The 16,223-nt window shown below is 63.9% G+C and carries 17 protein-coding genes; 5 read left to right on the top strand and 12 right to left on the bottom strand.

What is annotated here, in order from left to right:
* Positions 1 to 156 precede the first annotated feature (156 nt).
* Positions 157 to 639: an Lrp/AsnC family transcriptional regulator gene (locus GYH29_RS16355; protein ID WP_043590381.1), complete on the bottom strand. Its 483-nt coding sequence runs from the start codon at positions 637 to 639 to the stop codon at positions 157 to 159.
* A gap of 131 nt (positions 640 to 770) precedes the next feature.
* Between GYH29_RS16355 and phhA the strand changes: the two genes are divergently transcribed.
* From phhA to GYH29_RS16335, 4 genes are all read left to right on the top strand, one after another.
* Positions 771 to 1,664 carry a phenylalanine 4-monooxygenase gene (phhA, locus tag GYH29_RS16350; protein ID WP_161524145.1) on the top strand — a complete coding sequence of 298 codons (894 nt, stop codon included), beginning with the start codon at positions 771 to 773 and terminating at the stop codon, positions 1,662 to 1,664.
* Between the two features lie 314 nt (positions 1,665 to 1,978).
* Positions 1,979 to 2,971, top strand: a complete 993-nt coding sequence (locus tag GYH29_RS16345; protein WP_039753549.1) for an extracellular solute-binding protein — start codon at positions 1,979 to 1,981, stop codon at positions 2,969 to 2,971.
* A gap of 110 nt (positions 2,972 to 3,081) precedes the next feature.
* The gene (locus GYH29_RS16340) at positions 3,082 to 4,692 is read left to right on the top strand and encodes an ABC transporter permease (RefSeq protein WP_019100252.1); all 1,611 of its coding nucleotides are present in this window, start codon (positions 3,082 to 3,084) and stop codon (positions 4,690 to 4,692) included.
* A 1-nt stretch (position 4,693) separates the two neighbouring features.
* Entirely contained in the window at positions 4,694 to 5,758 is a 1,065-nt protein-coding gene (locus tag GYH29_RS16335) for an ABC transporter ATP-binding protein (protein WP_231138310.1), read from the top strand.
* A 107-nt stretch (positions 5,759 to 5,865) separates the two neighbouring features.
* Here the strand turns inward: GYH29_RS16335 and GYH29_RS16330 are convergent, their stop codons facing one another.
* The 10 genes from GYH29_RS16330 to queC form a co-directional block, all read right to left on the bottom strand.
* On the bottom strand, positions 5,866 to 6,378 hold the full coding sequence (locus GYH29_RS16330; RefSeq protein WP_161524144.1) for a hypothetical protein: 513 nt from the start codon (positions 6,376 to 6,378) through the stop codon (positions 5,866 to 5,868).
* 23 nt (positions 6,379 to 6,401) lie between these two features.
* Positions 6,402 to 7,250 carry a phosphoserine phosphatase SerB gene (gene serB, locus GYH29_RS16325; RefSeq protein WP_043590365.1) on the bottom strand — a complete coding sequence of 283 codons (849 nt, stop codon included), beginning with the start codon at positions 7,248 to 7,250 and terminating at the stop codon, positions 6,402 to 6,404.
* Between the two features lie 60 nt (positions 7,251 to 7,310).
* The gene (locus tag GYH29_RS16320) at positions 7,311 to 7,781 is read right to left on the bottom strand and encodes a DoxX family membrane protein (protein WP_161524143.1); all 471 of its coding nucleotides are present in this window, start codon (positions 7,779 to 7,781) and stop codon (positions 7,311 to 7,313) included.
* A 267-nt stretch (positions 7,782 to 8,048) separates the two neighbouring features.
* Positions 8,049 to 8,798: an HvfC/BufC N-terminal domain-containing protein gene (locus GYH29_RS16315; protein ID WP_161524142.1), complete on the bottom strand. Its 750-nt coding sequence runs from the start codon at positions 8,796 to 8,798 to the stop codon at positions 8,049 to 8,051.
* Entirely contained in the window at positions 8,785 to 9,612 is an 828-nt protein-coding gene (bufB, locus tag GYH29_RS16310; protein ID WP_231138311.1) for an MNIO family bufferin maturase, read from the bottom strand. The genes GYH29_RS16315 and bufB overlap by 14 nt, the downstream gene beginning before the upstream one ends.
* A 48-nt stretch (positions 9,613 to 9,660) precedes the next feature.
* A complete protein-coding gene (locus tag GYH29_RS16305; RefSeq protein ID WP_161524141.1) occupies positions 9,661 to 9,936 on the bottom strand; it encodes a BufA1 family periplasmic bufferin-type metallophore in 276 nt (91 codons plus the stop codon).
* Between the two features lie 163 nt (positions 9,937 to 10,099).
* On the bottom strand, positions 10,100 to 10,360 hold the full coding sequence (locus GYH29_RS16300) for a BufA1 family periplasmic bufferin-type metallophore (RefSeq protein ID WP_043590359.1): 261 nt from the start codon (positions 10,358 to 10,360) through the stop codon (positions 10,100 to 10,102).
* A 310-nt stretch (positions 10,361 to 10,670) separates the two neighbouring features.
* Positions 10,671 to 11,306, bottom strand: coding sequence for a 7-carboxy-7-deazaguanine synthase (gene queE / locus GYH29_RS16295; protein ID WP_161524140.1), 636 nt, complete (start codon positions 11,304 to 11,306; stop codon positions 10,671 to 10,673).
* 175 nt (positions 11,307 to 11,481) lie between these two features.
* Positions 11,482 to 12,501: a 6-pyruvoyl trahydropterin synthase family protein gene (locus GYH29_RS25210; RefSeq protein ID WP_161524139.1), complete on the bottom strand. Its 1,020-nt coding sequence runs from the start codon at positions 12,499 to 12,501 to the stop codon at positions 11,482 to 11,484.
* Position 12,502: 1 nt separating this feature from the next.
* The gene (gene queC, locus GYH29_RS16285; RefSeq protein WP_043590351.1) at positions 12,503 to 13,201 is read right to left on the bottom strand and encodes a 7-cyano-7-deazaguanine synthase QueC; all 699 of its coding nucleotides are present in this window, start codon (positions 13,199 to 13,201) and stop codon (positions 12,503 to 12,505) included.
* Positions 13,202 to 13,562: 361 nt separating this feature from the next.
* On the opposite strand from queC, the gene GYH29_RS16280 reads away from it, so the two are divergent.
* Positions 13,563 to 14,672: a M35 family metallo-endopeptidase gene (locus GYH29_RS16280; RefSeq protein ID WP_161524138.1), complete on the top strand. Its 1,110-nt coding sequence runs from the start codon at positions 13,563 to 13,565 to the stop codon at positions 14,670 to 14,672.
* Positions 14,673 to 14,793: 121 nt separating this feature from the next.
* On the opposite strand, the gene dcuC is transcribed toward GYH29_RS16280, so the two are convergent.
* Positions 14,794 to 16,143, bottom strand: coding sequence for an anaerobic C4-dicarboxylate transporter DcuC (gene dcuC / locus GYH29_RS16275; RefSeq protein ID WP_043590342.1), 1,350 nt, complete (start codon positions 16,141 to 16,143; stop codon positions 14,794 to 14,796).
* Between the last annotated feature and the right edge of the window lie 80 nt (positions 16,144 to 16,223).

Raw genomic sequence — 16,223 nt, 5'->3', positions numbered from 1 at the left:
CGAGCTAGAGCGAGACAAGGCGAAAACAGCTGAGAAAGCGGAATGGTCAAGCGGTACATGAGCATTTCGAAGCGGTACTCACCGTGCCAAGTTTCACGAAGCGCAGCAGACTTTGAACAAGTTCTAGAAGAACGGCGGGGGATTCCCCGCCGTTCTTCATTCCGGCACCGACGAGAGCGGCAGCTTCATCGTCTGCTTGATCGCGTTCAAGGCGATGGTGGATTTGACGCTGCGCACCAGCGACAGCCGCATCAGGCGGTTCATCACGAAGGTGGACAGCGAGGGCAGGTCCGGCACCACGATGCGTAGCAGGTAGTCCGCCTCGCCGGCGGCGGCGTAGCATTCCAGCACCTCCGGCAGTTCGTTGATGGCTTGGGCGAACTCCTGCAAGGCGCTTTCGCTGTGGCGCTCCAGGCTGACGTGGGCGAAAGCCATCACGGACAAGCCGACCTGTTCCGGCTTCAAGGCCACCTGATAGCCCTGTATCACGCCGTTTTCCTCCATGCGCTGGATGCGGCGGCCGATCTGGGACGCGGACAAGGCCACTTGCTGGGCCAGCTTTTGATGGGTGACGCGGGCGTCGTGTTGCAGCGCTTCCAGAATCTGGTAATCGAAGCGGTCTAATTCAATTTTGCGCATAGTGAGCGTTTCATGGCGGTTATATGCGGCAAGTGTGCAAAAAAAATCGCATGCAGGCAAATTTTGCGGTCTTCCCGCATGGCTCCGGGCCTAAACTAGAGTTATCCACCTAAATATCCGGACCCACCGCCATGAACGACCGAGCCGATTTCGTCGTGCCCGACATCACCACTCGCAAGAATGTCGGACTCAGCCACGACAGCGCGGATTTCACCCTGCCGCAACCGCTGGAGCGCTACACCGCCGCCGACCACGCCACCTGGGCCACGCTGTACCGCCGCCAGAGCGAGATGCTGCCGGGCCGCGCCTGCGACGAATTCCTGGAAGGTCTGGAGCGCCTGGGCGTGGACGCGGACCGGGTGCCGGATTTCGCCAAGCTGAACGAAAAACTGATGGCGGCCACCGGTTGGAAAATCGTGGCGGTGCCCGGACTGATTCCGGACGACGTGTTTTTCGAGCACCTCGCCAACCGACGCTTCCCGGTGACCTGGTGGCTGCGCGAGCCGCACCAGTTGGACTACCTGCAAGAACCCGATGTGTTTCATGACTTGTTCGGCCATGTGCCGCTATTGATCAACCCGGTGTTCGCCGACTATCTGGAGGCTTACGGCAAGGGCGGCATGAAGGCCAAGGCGCTGGGCGCTTTGCCGATGCTGGCGCGCTTGTACTGGTACACGGTGGAGTTCGGCCTGATCAACACGCCCAAGGGCATGCGGATCTACGGCGCCGGCATTGTGTCCAGCAAGGGAGAGTCGGTGTACTGCCTGGACAGCGCCAGCCCCAACCGTGTCGGCTTCGATCTGGAACGCATCATGCGCACCCGCTATCGCATCGACACTTTCCAGAAAACCTATTTCGTCATCGACAGCTTCAAGCAGTTGTTCGACGCCACCGCGCCGGACTTCGCGCCTATCTACGCGCGGCTGGCGGCGGAGCCGACGCTGGGCGCCGGCGACGTGGTGCCGGAAGACAAGGTGTTCAATATCGGCGACCGCAGCGGCTGGGGCGATTCCGAAGATGTGTGAGGCCCGGGCGCGATAGCGCCGGGATGCAGCAAGAAGACCCGCCGCGGCGGGTTTTCTTATTTGTTTTGATTAAAACTAAGATGCGAGTGTTTACTAGATTGATAAGCATTCTCATTTTTGTTAGAGTCCGTTTACGATCTCGCGAGCTAGAGCGAGACAAGGCGAAAACGGCTGAGAAAGCGGAATGTACACACGGTACATGAGCATTTCGAAGGCGCACTCACCGTGTAACGCTCCACGCAGCGCAGCAGATCGTAAACAGGCTCTTAATTGAGGCTCTGATTCCTATCGCTCAACCCAACAGGGGACACACCTTGAAAACGCACTTGATGCTTGCCGCCGTTCTGGCGGGGTTCGCCGGTCACGCCGTGGCGGAAGATGTAGTGGTTTACAGCGCTCGCGCCGAGCAGCTGCTCAAGCCCATCATCGAGGTTTACAAGAAGGAAACCGGCGTCAACATCAAGCTGGTGTCGGACAAGGAAGGCCCGCTGATGGAGCGCCTGCGCGCCGAGGGCAGCAACAGCCCGGCGGATCTGCTGTTGACCGTGGACGCCGGCAATCTGTGGCAGGCCTCCAAGATGGGTTTGTTCAAGCCGGTGAAGTCGCCGCTGCTGGACGCCAACATCCCGTCCTATCTGCGCGACCCCGGCCATGAGTGGTACGGCCTGTCCATCCGCGCGCGCACCATTTTCTACAACACCCAGAAAGTGAAGCCGGGCCAACTGTCCAGCTACGCCGACCTGGCCGACCCCAAGTGGAAGGGCAAGCTGTGTCTGCGCACGTCCAAGAAGGTCTACAATCAGTCGCTGGTGGCGATGATGCTGTCCGACCTGGGCCCGGTGAAGACGGAGAAAGTGGTCAAGGGCTGGGTGGATAATCTGGCCACTCGCGAATTCCCGGACGACACCAAGATGCTGGAAGCCATTGCCGCCGGCCAGTGCGAAGTGGGCATCGCCAACACCTATTACTACGGCCGCCTGATGGAAAAATCGCCGAATCTGCCGGTGGGCATCTTCTGGGCCGATCAGGCGGGCAAGGGCACCCATGTGAACATTTCCGGCGCCGGCGTGGTCAAGCACGCCAAGAACGAAAAGGGCGCGTTGAAGTTCCTGGAATGGTTGTCCAGCGCCAAGGCGCAGAATATGTTCGCCGATGTGAACATGGAATTCCCGGTCAACCCCAAGGTCAAGCCTGACGCGCGCGTGGCCGCCTGGGGCGATTTCAAGCACAGCTACATCAATGTCGCCAACGCCGGATCGCGCCAGGCGGAGGCGGTGAAGTTGATGGACCGCGTCGGATATAAATAAACTTTGACGGGCCGACCCGGCCCGTATTTTTTTACAGCCTGTCGGGCACCAAAGCCCCGGCGGGCTGTCTTTGCTTGTTTCCCCGCGTTTTTGACATGGTTTCTCCGCCGATGATTCGTTCTCTGTCGCCCTGGCGCGGCCTGGCCTTTGGCGTCAGCCTGCTCACCGTCGCGCCCTTGCTGGTGATTTTATGGTCGCTGTTGGCGCCGGACTGGGAAGTGTGGCGGCATCTGTACGATTACACCTTGCCGGAGCTGCTGCTCAACACCGCGTATCTGACGGGCGGAGTCGGCGCCGGCGTGCTGCTGCTGGGCGTGCCGCTGGCCTGGCTGACCGCGGTGCATGACTTTCCCGGTCGTCGTTTCTTCCACTGGGCGTTGATGCTGCCGTTGGCGATGCCGGCCTATGTGCTGGCGTTTTCGCAACTGGGCCTGTTCGATTTCACCGGGCCTGTGCAAACCTGGCTGCGCGAGCGTTTCGGCGATTCGTCCTGGGTGCCCAATATCCGTTCCGCGCCGGGCGTGATCCTGGTGATGTCGCTGGCTTTTTATCCCTATGTCTACCTGCTGGCGCGCAACGCCTTTGCCACCATGGGCCGGCGCGCGCTGGAAGTGGGGCAGTCGCTGGGCCTGTCGCGCTGGCAGGGCTTTCGCCGCGTGGCCTTGCCGATGGCGCGGCCGTGGATCGCCGGCGGCCTGATGCTGGCGCTGATGGAGACGCTGGCGGATTTCGGCACCGTGGCCATTTTCAATTTCGACGCTTTCACCTCGGCCATCTATAAAGCCTGGTTCAGCCTGTTCTCCTTGCCGGCGGCCAAACAGCTGGCCTCGCTGCTAGTGTTGATGGTGTTGCTGCTGCTATGGCTGGAGCAACGCTCGCGCGGGCGCCGCGCCTATACCCAGGCCGGCAAGGCGGCGCCGCAGCCGCGTTTGCGCCTGGAAGGCGCGGCCGGCTGGCTGGCCGCCGCCGCCTGCGCGCTGGTGCTGACGCTGGCCTTCGCGCTGCCTTTCGGTCAGTTGCTGGTTTGGGCCGGCGCTCATCTGGCCGAGGATCTGGACGCGGACTTTTTCGGCCATGTGGCCAACTCGCTGCTGCTGGCCTCGATGGCCGCCGTCCTGGTGGCCTTCATCGCCCTGCTGTTGAGTTACGCGACGCGGCGCGATCCGACGCGCTGGACCCGGCTGTGGAGCCGGCTGGCGACGCTGGGCTACGCGGTGCCGGGCACGGTGCTGGCGGTGGGGGTGTTCGTGCCGGTGGCCTGGTTCGACAATCTATTGCTGGACTGGCTGCGGCCGTGGCTGGCGGAGGACGCCAGCGCCGTGGTCAAGGGCACTTTGCTGGTGCTGATGCTGGCCTATGCGGCGCGTTTTTTGGCGGTGGGGCACTCCGCCGTGGATGCGGCCATGCATCGCATCAGCCGCAGCCAGGAAGAGGCGGCGCGCAATATGGGCTACAGCGGCCTGCGTTTGTTGGCGCGGCTGCATCTGCCGCTATTGCGCGGCGGCTTGTTCACCGCGGCGCTGATGGTGTTCGTCGATGTGATGAAGGAGATGCCGATCACCTTGATGACTCGGCCTTACGGTTGGGACACGCTGGCGGTGAGGATTTTCAATTTGACGACCGAGGGCGAATGGGAGCGCGCGGCCTTGCCGGCGGTGGCCATCGTGCTGGCCGGCTTGTTGCCGGTATGGGTGCTGTCGCGGCAGAAGGATGCGGTCTGAGATGAAGCGGATGGATATGCAAGCGTTGCTGGAGTTCGACCTGGTCAGCCAGAAGTACGGCGAGACTCGCGTGGTCGACAATATGAGTTTCGAATTGCAGGCGGGCGAGATCGCTTGCCTGTTGGGCAGCTCCGGCTGCGGCAAAACCACGGTGTTGCGCTGCATTGCCGGTTTCGAGAGCCTGCTGGGCGGGGAGATCCGGCTCAACGGGGAGGTGATCAGTTCTATCCGCGAGCAAGTGCCGGCGCATCAACGCCGCATTGGCATGGTGTTCCAGGACTACGCGCTGTTCCCGCACCTGACCGTGGCCGGCAATGTCGGCTTTGGCCTGGACGCCTTGCCCAAGAGCCAGCGCGCGGCGCGGGTGCTGGAGGTGTTGGAGGTGGTGGGGCTGGCGGAGTGGGCGCGGCGTTACCCGCACGAGCTGTCCGGCGGCCAACAGCAGCGGGTGGCGCTGGCGCGCGCCTTGGCGCCCAAACCCAGCCTGCTGTTGCTGGACGAGCCGTTTTCCAACTTGGACGTGGATTTGCGCGAACGCCTCTCGCGGGAGGTGCGCGAGATCCTGAAAAGCCAGGGCGCCACCGCCATCATGGTGACCCATGACCAGCACGAGGCCTTCGCCATCGCGGACCGCGTCGGGGTAATGCAGCAGGGCCGGCTATTGCAGTGGGACGCGCCGTACCGGCTTTATCACGAGCCGGCCACCCGTTATGTCGCCGACTTCATCGGCCAGGGCGTGTTCCTGGACGGCAAGGTGACCGGGCCGCGTTGTGTGGAACTGGAGATAGGCGAATTCTGCGGCATTGTGCCCTTGCAGTTCGAAACCGGGGACGAGGTGGATGTGCTGGTGCGGCCCGACGATGTGCAGCACGACGACGCCAGCCCGACGCGAGCCCTGGTCTGCGCCAAGGTGTTCCGCGGGGCGGAGTTCCATTACACGCTGGCGCTGCCGTCCGGCCAGCGGGTGCTGGCTCAGGTGCCCAGCCATCACGACCACGCGGTGGGGGAGGCGATAGGCATCCGGCTGGAACTGGATCATTTGATCGCTTTTCCGCGCCAGGGCTAAGAACCTGTTCAAAGTCTGCTGCGCTTCGTGAGGCCCCCCACGGTGAGTACGGTTTCGTCTCGCCCCTTGCCCGCGAGCTCTTGGCTCGCGAGATCGTAAACACGCTCTTAGCGTTCCAGTATCGCCTTGCGATGGCGGCGGAACACCCACTTCTCCCACAGCAGGCGGGTGGCCTCGTCGAAGGCGCCGGAAATATCGGCGCGGATCAGGTAATTGCCGTTTTCGCCCGGCGTCACCGTGCTGATGCGGGCGGCGAGGAAGAGCAGCAGCGCGGAGTCTGGATTGGGGCATAAGGCCACCAGCACCGGTTCGCTGCCGTGGTTGGCGTGGTCTGAGATCCAGGCGATGCTGTCCAGGCCCAGCCGGCAGGGCGTCAGAGGCGGGCGTTCCGGGTGACGCGACAACAGCGACACTTCCAGCGCCAGATCCAGCTTGGCCTCCAGCCTGACCAGCATCGGGTCCGCCTCGGGCAGGGTTTCGGTGGGCGCGGCCAGCACCCGCAGCGCCAGCCGGGTTTCGCGCTCTTGGCGCGCCGGGCAGATCCCGCCAGGCAGGGGCTGGACCGAGAACGGCAATTCAGCGTCGAAGCTGGCGCTGTCCAGTTCAGGAAATAAGCTCATTGGTCGGCTCCCGCTGTGGCCGTTCAGTGGTACAGGTTCAGGATGCGGTCCAGGCCGCCGTGATTGACGGCGATGTCGGCCTGGGCGCGCACCACCGGCTTGGCGTGCACGGCCACGCCGACGCCGGCTTCGGCCAGCATCTGCAAATCGTTGGCGCCGTCTCCCATCGCCAGCACCTGTTCCGGCTTCAGCCCCAGCGCTTCGCGTTGCTGGATCAGCAAGCGCTTCTTGGCTGCGGCGTCGACGATGGGGCCGCGCACACGGCCGGTCAAGGCGCCGTTTTCGATCTCCAGCTGATTGGCGTAGGCGAAGTCCAGGCCCAGCTCGGCTTTCAGTCTGTCGGTGAAAAAGGTGAAGCCGCCGGACACCAGCATGAACTTGACGCCGTGGCGCTTGCAGGCGGCCAGCAGCGCCTCGGCGCCCGGCATCAACTTGACTCTTTCACGATAGACCTGTTCCAGCGCGCTTTCCGGCAGCCCGCGCAGCAGCGCCACCCGCTCGGTCAGCGAGGCGGCGAAATCCAGTTCGCCGCGCATCGAGCGCTCGGTGATGGCCGCCACCTGCGGCTTGAGGCCGTTCATGTCCGCGATTTCGTCTATGCACTCGATGGTGATCAGGGTGGAGTCCATATCCGACACCAGCAGGCCGAAATCGGCGAAGCTGCGGCCGGCTTCGACGTAAGCCCCGTCGTACCCCCATTGCTCGCACAGCGCCAGCGCAGCGGCCCGTTGCGCCGGCGCCGCGCCGCGCAGGCGCGCCACGCTGGGGCTGGGATGGTCCATATGGGTGGCCTCGACAAGGTGGGCCAGTTCATGCAGATGATGCGGGTCCAGCGTGTCGGCTTGGATCACCAGGGTATAGGCGAGGCTCATGGCGTGGCGGGTCAATGCGTGTTGGAGCGGACATTATGCCACGCCGCGTTGGCGGCTGGCTCAGTCCCGTGCCGCGCAGCGTCCGGCCCAGCGCCGCAGCAGCGCGTCCACGGACAGCAGGCCGGGGCCGAAGGCGAGCACCACGGCGATCAGCATGCCCCAGTAGTAATGGAATTCGCGCGTGGCTTCGGTCAGTCCCGGGTAGCTGATCACGGCCAACGCGTTGAGAATGAACAGGCCGGCGGCGGCGAACCGCCCGCCCAGGCCCAGCGCCAGCAGCGCGGACAGGCCCAGTTCACCTGCGGCGGCCAAGGCCGCGGCGACGGCCGGCGGCAGCAGCGGCACGTGGTATTCCTCGGTGAACAGCAGGATGGTGGTATCCCAGTCGTCTATCTTGGTCAGGCCGGACTTGAAGAACACATTGGCGATCCACAGCCGGAACAGCAGCAAGAGCAGCGGCTGCAGCAGGTCGCCGCCGCGGATCAGCCAGCGGTACGGGGTGCTGAGGCGGGAGCAAGTCAAGGGGTTCATGGCGGGTGTCTCCTGTGTGTTGAGTATGGTTCAGCGGCGGCGCATGGCAAGCCGCGGGCGTGCGTATCCCCTCCATGCCCGCAAGCTTGGATGAGATTCGGTGCTTAGAACCTGTTTACGATCTGCTGCGCTGCGTGGAGCGTTACACGGTGAGTGCGCCTTCGAAATGCTCATGTACCACTCGTACATTCCGCTTTCTCAGCCGTTTTCGCCTTGTCTCGCTCTAGCTCGCGAGATCGTGAACAGGCTCTTAGGGTTTAAGCGTGTTTACAGTGTGACGTCTTGGATCAGGCGCTGCTGGAACAGCCGCAGCAGGCCGGTCTGCAGGTCGAAGTCCGCTTCGGCGGCCAGCGCCTGTTCCACCGCGGCCTCCAGCGTTGCGCCGTCGCGAAAGGCCTGTAGCAGCGCGGCCAGGCCGGCGCCGACGATTTCGACCTGAACCCGGCCTTGTAGGCGGTAGATCAGCATCGCCTCCGGCTGGCTGTGCAGGTCCACGTTCAGTTCCACCGGTTGGCGCTGGTGGGCCAGCCAGATCGACGCCGCCGGCCAAGGGCTGAGCAGGGCGGCGACATCGGGCAGCGGCCGCAGCTTGAGTTCGCCCCAGCGCTGTTGCGGGAAGGCGGCGAGCGCGGCGCTGTCGGCCGGCGCGGCGTCGGCGGCGTAGTAGGCGCGGTGAACCCGCCATTCCAGCCGAGCGACGTCGGCCAGATAGGGCAGTTCGCGCGCGTGTTCGAAACCGGCGACGAAGTCGCCGAAGGCGGCGCCGTACAGGTGCAGATTGCCGCTGAGCGACGGGTGGCCGCCGATGAAGACGCGGGCCAGGCCGGTGAAGAAGTCCCCGCCCACCAGTTGGCGGCAGACCGGGTAGATGAAGGCCAGGGTGTCGATCAAGCCCACCCGGTAGTTGTTGCGGTAAACCGCGAGCCCGGCCGGGTTCAGCGCCGGCGCGGTTTCCGCCGAGAGAGACGGATCGGCGATCCGCTCCAGCAGCTCCGCCTGCCAATCAGACCAGTTCATGCGCGGCCTCCAGGATGGCTTGAGCCTTGGCGGCCTCGCCGCGCAAGGTGGCCAGCGGCGGAATCTCCAGGTCCCATTCGATCAAGGTGGGGCGCGGCCCCAGCCGGGCAATGGCCTCGCGGTACAGTTGCCAGACGCCGTCGTGCACTGGCTGGCTGTGGGTGTCCACCAGCATGCCTTCGCGTTCGCTATAGCCGGCAAGGTGGATTTCGCCTATCGCCGCCGCCGGCAGCGCGTCCAGCACCGCGTCCGTGTCCACACCCAGATTGACGCGGTTGACGTAGAGATTATTGATGTCCAGCAGGATGCCGCAGCCGGTGCGGCGCACCAGTTCCGCCAGGAATTCGCCCTCGTGCATCTCGTTGCCGGGGAATTCCAGATAGCTGGACAGGTTTTCCAGCAGGATGGGGCGGCCCAGCGCGTCCTGGGTTTCCGCGACGTGGCCGGCGATCACCGCCAGCGATTCGCGGGTATAGGGAATGGGCAGCAGGTCGTTGACGAAGCGGCGTTCGGAATGGTTGAAGGACAGGTGTTCCGACACCGCCGCCGGCTGCACGGCGTCCACCAGCCGCTTGAGCGAGGCCAGATGGGCCGGGTCCGGACGCGCGGCCGAGCCCAGGCCCAGGCCGACGCCGTGCAGCGACAGCGGCCAACAGGCGGCCACTTCGCGCAGCATGCTCCAGGGCATGCCGCCGTCGAAGAAGTTCTCGCTGTGCACTTCCACCCAGCCCAGGTCCGGGCGCTTGTCCAGCGCTTCGCGATAGTGCGGGGCGCGCAGGCCGATGCCGCAGACCGCGGGAAGCTTTGTTTCCATAATCATTCCCCTCGGGTCGCCCGCCACGGTGGCAGCCCGGCGGCACGATCAGGATTGTTTGGGCGGCGGCGTGGTGCGGCCGCCCAGGCTCTCGCATGTGCCCTTGGGCACGTTGTGCCACTCATTGGGATCATTGTCGACCTTGGCTTCGCCGGCGCAATAATGGGCTCCGTCGGCGGACGCGCAGTCGTTCTTGCCGGCCGGGGTGACGCCGTAGCATTTTTCCGTGGGCTGCGGCGCGTCCTCGGCCTGGGCCGAGGCGGCGACGCCCAGCGCGATGACGGCGCCGACGGCGGAGGCAAGCAGTTTGCGAGTGGTGTTCATGTCAGTCTCCTGTGAGGTAGGTGCGGGCCCGCCTTGGAGCGCATTTCCAGGCCGGCGGTTGGCAAACCTCGCTGAGACTACATGAATTTAAAATTCGTTCTTTCAGATTTCGTTCAGACTCCGTCCGGCGCGCGACGAAGGCCGCGCGCCGGACGGATCCGGCTTACTTCTTGGGAGCGGTGCTGCCGCCCATTTTCTCGCAGCTGCCTTTGGCCACGTATTTCCAGTCGCCCGGGTCCTTGTCCATCTTGGCCTGACCGGCGCAGGAGTGCGCGCCGGTGGCGGACGCGCAGTCGTTCTTGCCGGCCTGGGCGATGCCGTAGCATTTCTCTTTATCGGCGGCGGCCGCCGGAGCGGAGGCCAGCGCGCCGAGGGCGACGACGGCGCCGAGGGCGGATGCGATCAGGGTTTTGCTGGTACTCATGGTGTTTCTCCTGTTTAACGGCCGGAGGCCGAATCATGATGGGGTGATTATAAACGAGCCAGTCTGCCGGGCTCTCGCATTGAGAAAGCTTGCCGGGTCCGGACATTCATTAAGTCGGGGTCGTTTCCGGCTTCTTACACTGTAGTCGCGATTTTTTTTATCGCGGCGCCAGATGTGGTCGGCAGTCCTTCCTGGCCATGAGTCGATGTTGGCGAGGCCTTATTACAGCGGAACGCGATATTTTTTGAGGGAGGAGCGAAGTGGAGCGGGGGAGGCGGATAAAGATTGGGCCCCGAAGGGCCCGGCAAGTTCAGCGGATATTGGTAACTTTATGTGTCTGAACCGACAGCCGCCAGCGCGGGTGCGTCATGCAGTAGGCGATGGCGGCGCGGGTGTTGGCCGCAAGGTTCGGACCGTCCATGGGCTGCAGATAGAAGGTGTCGAAGTCCAGCTGTTCTACGGTTTCCGGCATCTGCGTCGCCTGCGGGTAGACCAGCTTGAGTTCGTCGCCGCTGCGCAGCAGCAGTTCCGCACCGGCCTTGGGGCTGACGCAGATCCAGTCCAGCCCCGGCGGCGCGGCCACCGTGCCGTTAGTTTCCACCGCCACTTCGAAGCCCCGCTGGTGTAGTTCGGCGATGAGCTGGGCGTCCAGCTGCAGCAGCGGCTCGCCGCCGGTGCACACCACATAGGGCGTGCCGCCCGCGCCGGCCGGCCATTCCGAGGCGATGCGCTCGGCCAGCGCCGCCGCGCTCTTGAACTTGCCGCCGTCCGGACCGACGCCGACGAAGTCGGTGTCGCAGAATCGGCAGACCGCCTTGGCGCGGTCCTCTTCGCGGCCGGACCACAGATTGCAGCCGGCAAAGCGGCAGAACACCGCGGCGCGGCCGGCCTGGCGGCCCTCGCCCTGCAGCGTATAGAAGATTTCCTTGACCGTGTAAGTCGTCACAGTGCGTTCTCTACATGAATGAGGTGGGCTTGAGCGTGTGTACGATCTTGCGCGCTAAGGCGAGACAAGGCGAAAACGGCTGAGAAAGCGGAGTGTACATACGGTACATGAGCATTTCTGAAGACGTACTCACCGTGTAACGCTCCACGACGCGCAGCGGATCGTAAACAGGTTCTTACAGCAGCGGCCAGCGCATGGCATCGCGGAACATCAGCGACACGCCGCGCAGCTCTTGCTCCATCAGATCGATGCGCGCCAGTTCCGGCACCAGCGGGGACAGGTGGGCGTGCACCCATTCCGCCACCGAGGCGCTGTCGCCGCCGCGCACGCCGCTGAGCTGGTCCAGCGGATTGTGGTCCAGTTGGCGGTAGAGGGGCTTGAAGCGGTCCTTGACGTCGCCGAAGTCCAGCAGCCAGCCCATGGCCTGGTCCAGTTCGCCGCTGAGCATCAGCCGGATCAGGTAGCTGTGGCCGGTGTAGGCGCCCTTGTCGTCGAAGGGCCTGGCGCTTTCGAAGCGCTGCTCTTTCCAGATGCGGAAGCGCTGGCCGTCGAACTGGCTGCCGGCGCTATGAGTTTCGCGCACCTCCACCCATGCCAGACCCGGCAGCGTGTCGGCCAGCCGCTGGTGCAGCCACTGCGCCAACACTTCGCTGGTGGGGTTGTCCAGGCCGGCGATGTCGTTGAGGTAGCGGTGATTGAGTTCCAGGAACAACGGCTTCCAGGCGGCTTCCAGCCGCGGGTGGCCGCTTAGCCTGGCGTCGGCGGCCAGGCGCACGCCGAAGCCGTGGCCGTGCAGACGGCCGCATTTGTGGCCAGCCGGCACATGGGGCAGTTGATGGGCGGCTTCGAACTGAACCTGTATCCAATTCAGAGCGGTGTCGCCGTCCAGGGCCACGCCGCGTTGCGGCGAGCTTTGCAGGCTCAGCGTCGCCGGGCAGGGCAGGGCGGTGCGCAGGTGGGCGGCTAGCGCCAGATCGTCGCATTGGGTCAGCTGGCGGTTCAGGTCGGCGTAGTCCAGCGGCGCGACGGCGGCGTCCAAAGCCGCCTGAAGTTGTTCGTGACCGGGGTATTGGGCATCGGCGCGGGCGATGACGCGGAAGCTGTGGCCGTGCGGGCGCGCGGTGAGATCGGACGCGCCGTTCACCTGCCGGGCGGCTTCGAAGCGGGCGCCGGCGATCAAGTTGGAGGTGTGCATCTTAGTCCTCCCGGCGAGTTTGGCAGCGGACGATCAGCGGGTCGGGCACGCCGGCTTCGGCGAAACCCTTGGCGCGCAACTCGCAAGACGCGCAATGGCCGCAAGGCGGCACCTGTCCGTTATAACAGGTGTGGCTCCAGGATAATGCGTCCATCGCGCCAACTTGTTGCGCCAAAGCGACGGTTTCCGCCTTGGACAGATACATCAGTGGCGCGTGCAGCTCCACTCGGCTGTCCATGCCCAGCCGCAAGGCCACTTCCAGCGCCTTGAGGGTGTTTTCGCGGCAATCGGGATAGCCGGAATAATCGGTCTGCGCGACGCCGGCGACCAGGTGGCGCGCGCCGCGGGTATAGGCCAGCGCGGCGGCGAAGGTCAGGAAGATCAGATTGCGGCCGGGCACGAAGGTGTTGGGCAGCGCGTCGTCGTCGCGGGCGCCATCTTCCGGCGCAATGTCGGCGTCGGTCAGCGCGTTGCCGCCGATGGCGGCGAAGGTGTCGATGGGCAGCACGGTTTGGCGCACGCCGGCGAGCGCGGCGATCTTGCGCGCGCAGTCCAGCTCGACGCGATGGCGCTGGCCGTAGTCGAAGGTCACGGCCTCGACATTGCCATGGCCGAAGGTTTGCAAGGCCCAATACAGGCAGGTAGTGGAGTCCTGGCCGCCGGAAAGGACGACCAGAGCCTTTTCAGGTGTCTGATTCATTGTGTTCGCCATTCGATAAACAGTCGAAGGTTGAGTTGCGGAGCCGGGCGCGGCGAGGGCCTTCCGGCATGTCGCCTGCCTGGATCGGTCTCACCAAGCAGGGCAACCCAATACTTTAACCTAGAACAGGCTGTTTTATGAAGCGTGCCAAAAATCAGACAGCCGCCGATTCTGTGTCGGCAGGGGCGCTTTTCTTGATTGAAATCATGTCTTCGTCATGTAATTAATGACTTTCGCATTCGAAATATGTTTGCGGCCCATTTTAATAAACACGTGATGACAAAGGGGTTGGGAGTGCGGGAAGCCTTGCCGGGCCACAAGCGCGGCGGGACTGGCCGGTGGTCCCACCAGGAGAAGATCAATGAAAAAATTGTTGCCGATTCCGTTGTTCGTGATGGCTTTGGGGTGCGGCCTGGTTCAGGCGCATGATCTGCAAGTGAGCGTGGCCAAGCAGCAGGCCTCGGTGGCGGCGGACCAGGATGTCGAGGTGGTGTTGAATTACCGCAATACCGGCAAGGAAACCTTGCGCATCTACAAGTGGTATGTGCCGGGGCAGGAACTGCAGGAACAGATTTTCGAGGTGAGCCGCGACGGCAAGCCGGTGAGCTATCTGGGACCGCGTTACAAGCGCGCTGTCCCCACCATCAAGGATACCGTGGCGCTGGCGCCGGGCGCTTCGCTGAGTGTCAAGGTCAAGGTGTCCGACTACTACGATATGTCGAAAAGCGGCCGTTTCGACGTGCGCTTTCTGGCGGCCAGCTCCCGCGTGCTGAACCGTCCCGCGCCGCAGCTTAACGCCAAGATCGCCTCCGGCGCGGACGCCGCGGTGGCCGACGAGGTGTTGAGTTCCAACACCGCCAGCGTGTCGGTGGCCGGCCGCACCAGCAAGCTGCTGAAGCAGTCGCTGGACGCGCAGCGCGAATGGTCCATTCTCAGCCGCAAGACCGCCGCGTCCAGCGTCACTTACGCGGCCAATTGCTCGGTGACCCAGCAAAGCCAGACCAACGGCGGGGTCAGCGCGGCCATCAATATGGCCAACGATTCGGTCAGCTATTTGTCCGGTTCTCCGTCCGGCACTCCGCGCTACACCACATGGTTCGGCAATTACACGTTGGCCAACTGGAACACCGCCAAGTCCCACTATGTCAGCATCAAGGACGCGCTGGACACCAAACCGATCAGCATCGATTGCGGTTGCACCCAGGCCGGCACTTACGCCTACGTCTATCCTGCGCAACCGTACAAGATCTATCTGTGCGGCGCTTTCTGGACCGCGCCGACCAGCGGCACCGACTCCAAGGGCGGCACCCTGGTGCATGAGCTGTCTCACTTCACCGTGGTGGCGGGCACCAGCGATCACGTCTATGGTCAGACCGGCGCCAAGAACCTGGCGAAAACCAACCCGACCCAGGCCTTGAACAACGCGGACAGCCACGAATACTTCGCCGAAAACACCCCGGCTCAGCAGTAAGCTTTCCCTTGAGCAATGAGAAACGGCCGCCCGCGGGCGGCCGTCTTGTCTTTGTCGAGCGATGGGTTTAACGGCGTTTCAACGCCGTATCGCCGACGGGCAGCAGACTTTGAACAAGTTCTCAGGCCGGCACCAGCGCCAGCGTGCCCAGCACCACAATCACCAGGCCGACGATCACCGGCACCGAGGTGCGCTTGACGATCTCGAACGGCGACACCTGGCCCATGCCGGCACAGGCCACCACCACGCCGGACACCGGCGACACGGTGCGGCCCAGATTGGACGCCTGAAGCATGGGGATGGCGAGGAAGGCGGGGTTGATGCCGGCTTCGGCCGCCAGCTTGGGGATCAGCTCCACAAAGGCGTAGAAGGGGGCGTTGCCGGAACCGGTGGTCAGCGCCGCCAGCGTGGTGATCGCCACCAGCACCAGCATCAACACCATGGCGCCTGAGCCGAAGGACTGCGCCAGGCCGATCAACTGATTGATGAAGCCCAGCGCGGACAGGCCGTGGGCGAACACGCCAGCGGCCACGATCAGCATCACCACGCTGCTGAAGGCGTCGCCCATGCCTTTGTAAGCTACTTCCAGTCCGGCGAACACCGGCGCGGCGCGGCGATGGCGCAGGAACTCCACCAGCGCGGCCAGCGCGATACACAGGATCAATACGGTGACGATGTGCAGTTCCGGAGCCAGTTTGCCGTTGAACACCAGCACGCCGGCAATCGGCGTGAACGGCAGCAGGCAGTACAGCGCCGGCGCGTCGGTGACGATTTCGTGCACGTCCTGGCGCGTCAGCGGCAGGTTTTCCTTGCGGTCCAGGTAGCGCTGCCAGAAGAAGTGGGCGCAGCCTATGCCGGCGATGGCCAGCAGGGAAATGGGCAGCGTGGTCTTGAAGGCGAAGTCGATCAGCGGCATGCCCGAGGCTTGGGCGGCAATCACCACGTCACCGGAGGTGGGCGACAAGATCAACGCCGCCGGCGATGCGCAGATGGCCGCGGCCGCGCCGCGGCTGATGCCCATGTTCACCATGAGCGGAAACAAGGTGGCCATCAGCAATACGCCCAGGCCGGTGGCGGAAGACACCGCCAGCGACAGCAGACAGGCGACGAAGTAAGCCGCCACCATCAGCACGTAAGGGGACTTGATGCGGCTGAGCGGCTTGGAGGCCAGTTTGACCACCATGTCGTTGGCGCCGATATGGGTCATATAGCCGGCGAAGCCGCACAGCGCCATCACCATCAGGCCCAGGTCCGCGGCGCGGCTGCTGAGCAGGGATTTGACGAACTCGGCGATGTCGGTGGCGGCGTGACCGGTGGCGGCCACGTTTTTGGGCAATACCGGCAAGCCTTGCAAGGCGGTGGCGACCAGCAGCGCCAGGCCGCCCAGCATCAGCACGCCGGTGGCGGAGTAGCCTTTGAAAATAGCCCGGCCCACCAGCAGCGTGACTATCGTGCCTATCAGTAATTCCATATCCAGCTCAATGTAAATAACAAAATTATAATTTACTAAAAAATATGAATGAGCATATTTTTAGATGAATCAAGATTGAT

This window comes from Chromobacterium haemolyticum (assembly GCF_009936155.1).
GTDB classification, from domain to species: domain Bacteria; phylum Pseudomonadota; class Gammaproteobacteria; order Burkholderiales; family Chromobacteriaceae; genus Chromobacterium; species Chromobacterium haemolyticum.
The sequence above is the reverse complement of the archived record's forward strand: the minus strand, read 5'-3'. Positions and strand labels throughout refer to the sequence as shown.

Excerpts from the sequence above, each read along its gene's own strand:
- GYH29_RS16355 (WP_043590381.1), bottom strand. The coding sequence starts at position 639 with ATGCGCAAAATTGAATTAGACCGCTTCGATTACCAGATTCTGGAAGCG.
- phhA (WP_161524145.1), top strand. The coding sequence starts at position 771 with ATGAACGACCGAGCCGATTTCGTCGTGCCCGACATCACCACTCGCAAG.
- GYH29_RS16340 (WP_019100252.1), top strand. The coding sequence starts at position 3,082 with ATGATTCGTTCTCTGTCGCCCTGGCGCGGCCTGGCCTTTGGCGTCAGC.
- GYH29_RS16335 (WP_231138310.1), top strand. The coding sequence starts at position 4,694 with ATGAAGCGGATGGATATGCAAGCGTTGCTGGAGTTCGACCTGGTCAGC.
- GYH29_RS16330 (WP_161524144.1), bottom strand. The coding sequence starts at position 6,378 with ATGAGCTTATTTCCTGAACTGGACAGCGCCAGCTTCGACGCTGAATTG.
- serB (WP_043590365.1), bottom strand. The coding sequence starts at position 7,250 with ATGAGCCTCGCCTATACCCTGGTGATCCAAGCCGACACGCTGGACCCG.
- GYH29_RS16320 (WP_161524143.1), bottom strand. The coding sequence starts at position 7,781 with ATGAACCCCTTGACTTGCTCCCGCCTCAGCACCCCGTACCGCTGGCTG.
- GYH29_RS16315 (WP_161524142.1), bottom strand. The coding sequence starts at position 8,798 with ATGAACTGGTCTGATTGGCAGGCGGAGCTGCTGGAGCGGATCGCCGAT.
- bufB (WP_231138311.1), bottom strand. The coding sequence starts at position 9,612 with ATGGAAACAAAGCTTCCCGCGGTCTGCGGCATCGGCCTGCGCGCCCCG.
- GYH29_RS16305 (WP_161524141.1), bottom strand. The coding sequence starts at position 9,936 with ATGAACACCACTCGCAAACTGCTTGCCTCCGCCGTCGGCGCCGTCATC.
- GYH29_RS16300 (WP_043590359.1), bottom strand. The coding sequence starts at position 10,360 with ATGAGTACCAGCAAAACCCTGATCGCATCCGCCCTCGGCGCCGTCGTC.
- GYH29_RS25210 (WP_161524139.1), bottom strand. The coding sequence starts at position 12,501 with ATGCACACCTCCAACTTGATCGCCGGCGCCCGCTTCGAAGCCGCCCGG.
- queC (WP_043590351.1), bottom strand. The coding sequence starts at position 13,201 with ATGAATCAGACACCTGAAAAGGCTCTGGTCGTCCTTTCCGGCGGCCAG.
- GYH29_RS16280 (WP_161524138.1), top strand. The coding sequence starts at position 13,563 with ATGAAAAAATTGTTGCCGATTCCGTTGTTCGTGATGGCTTTGGGGTGC.
- dcuC (WP_043590342.1), bottom strand. The coding sequence starts at position 16,143 with ATGGAATTACTGATAGGCACGATAGTCACGCTGCTGGTGGGCCGGGCT.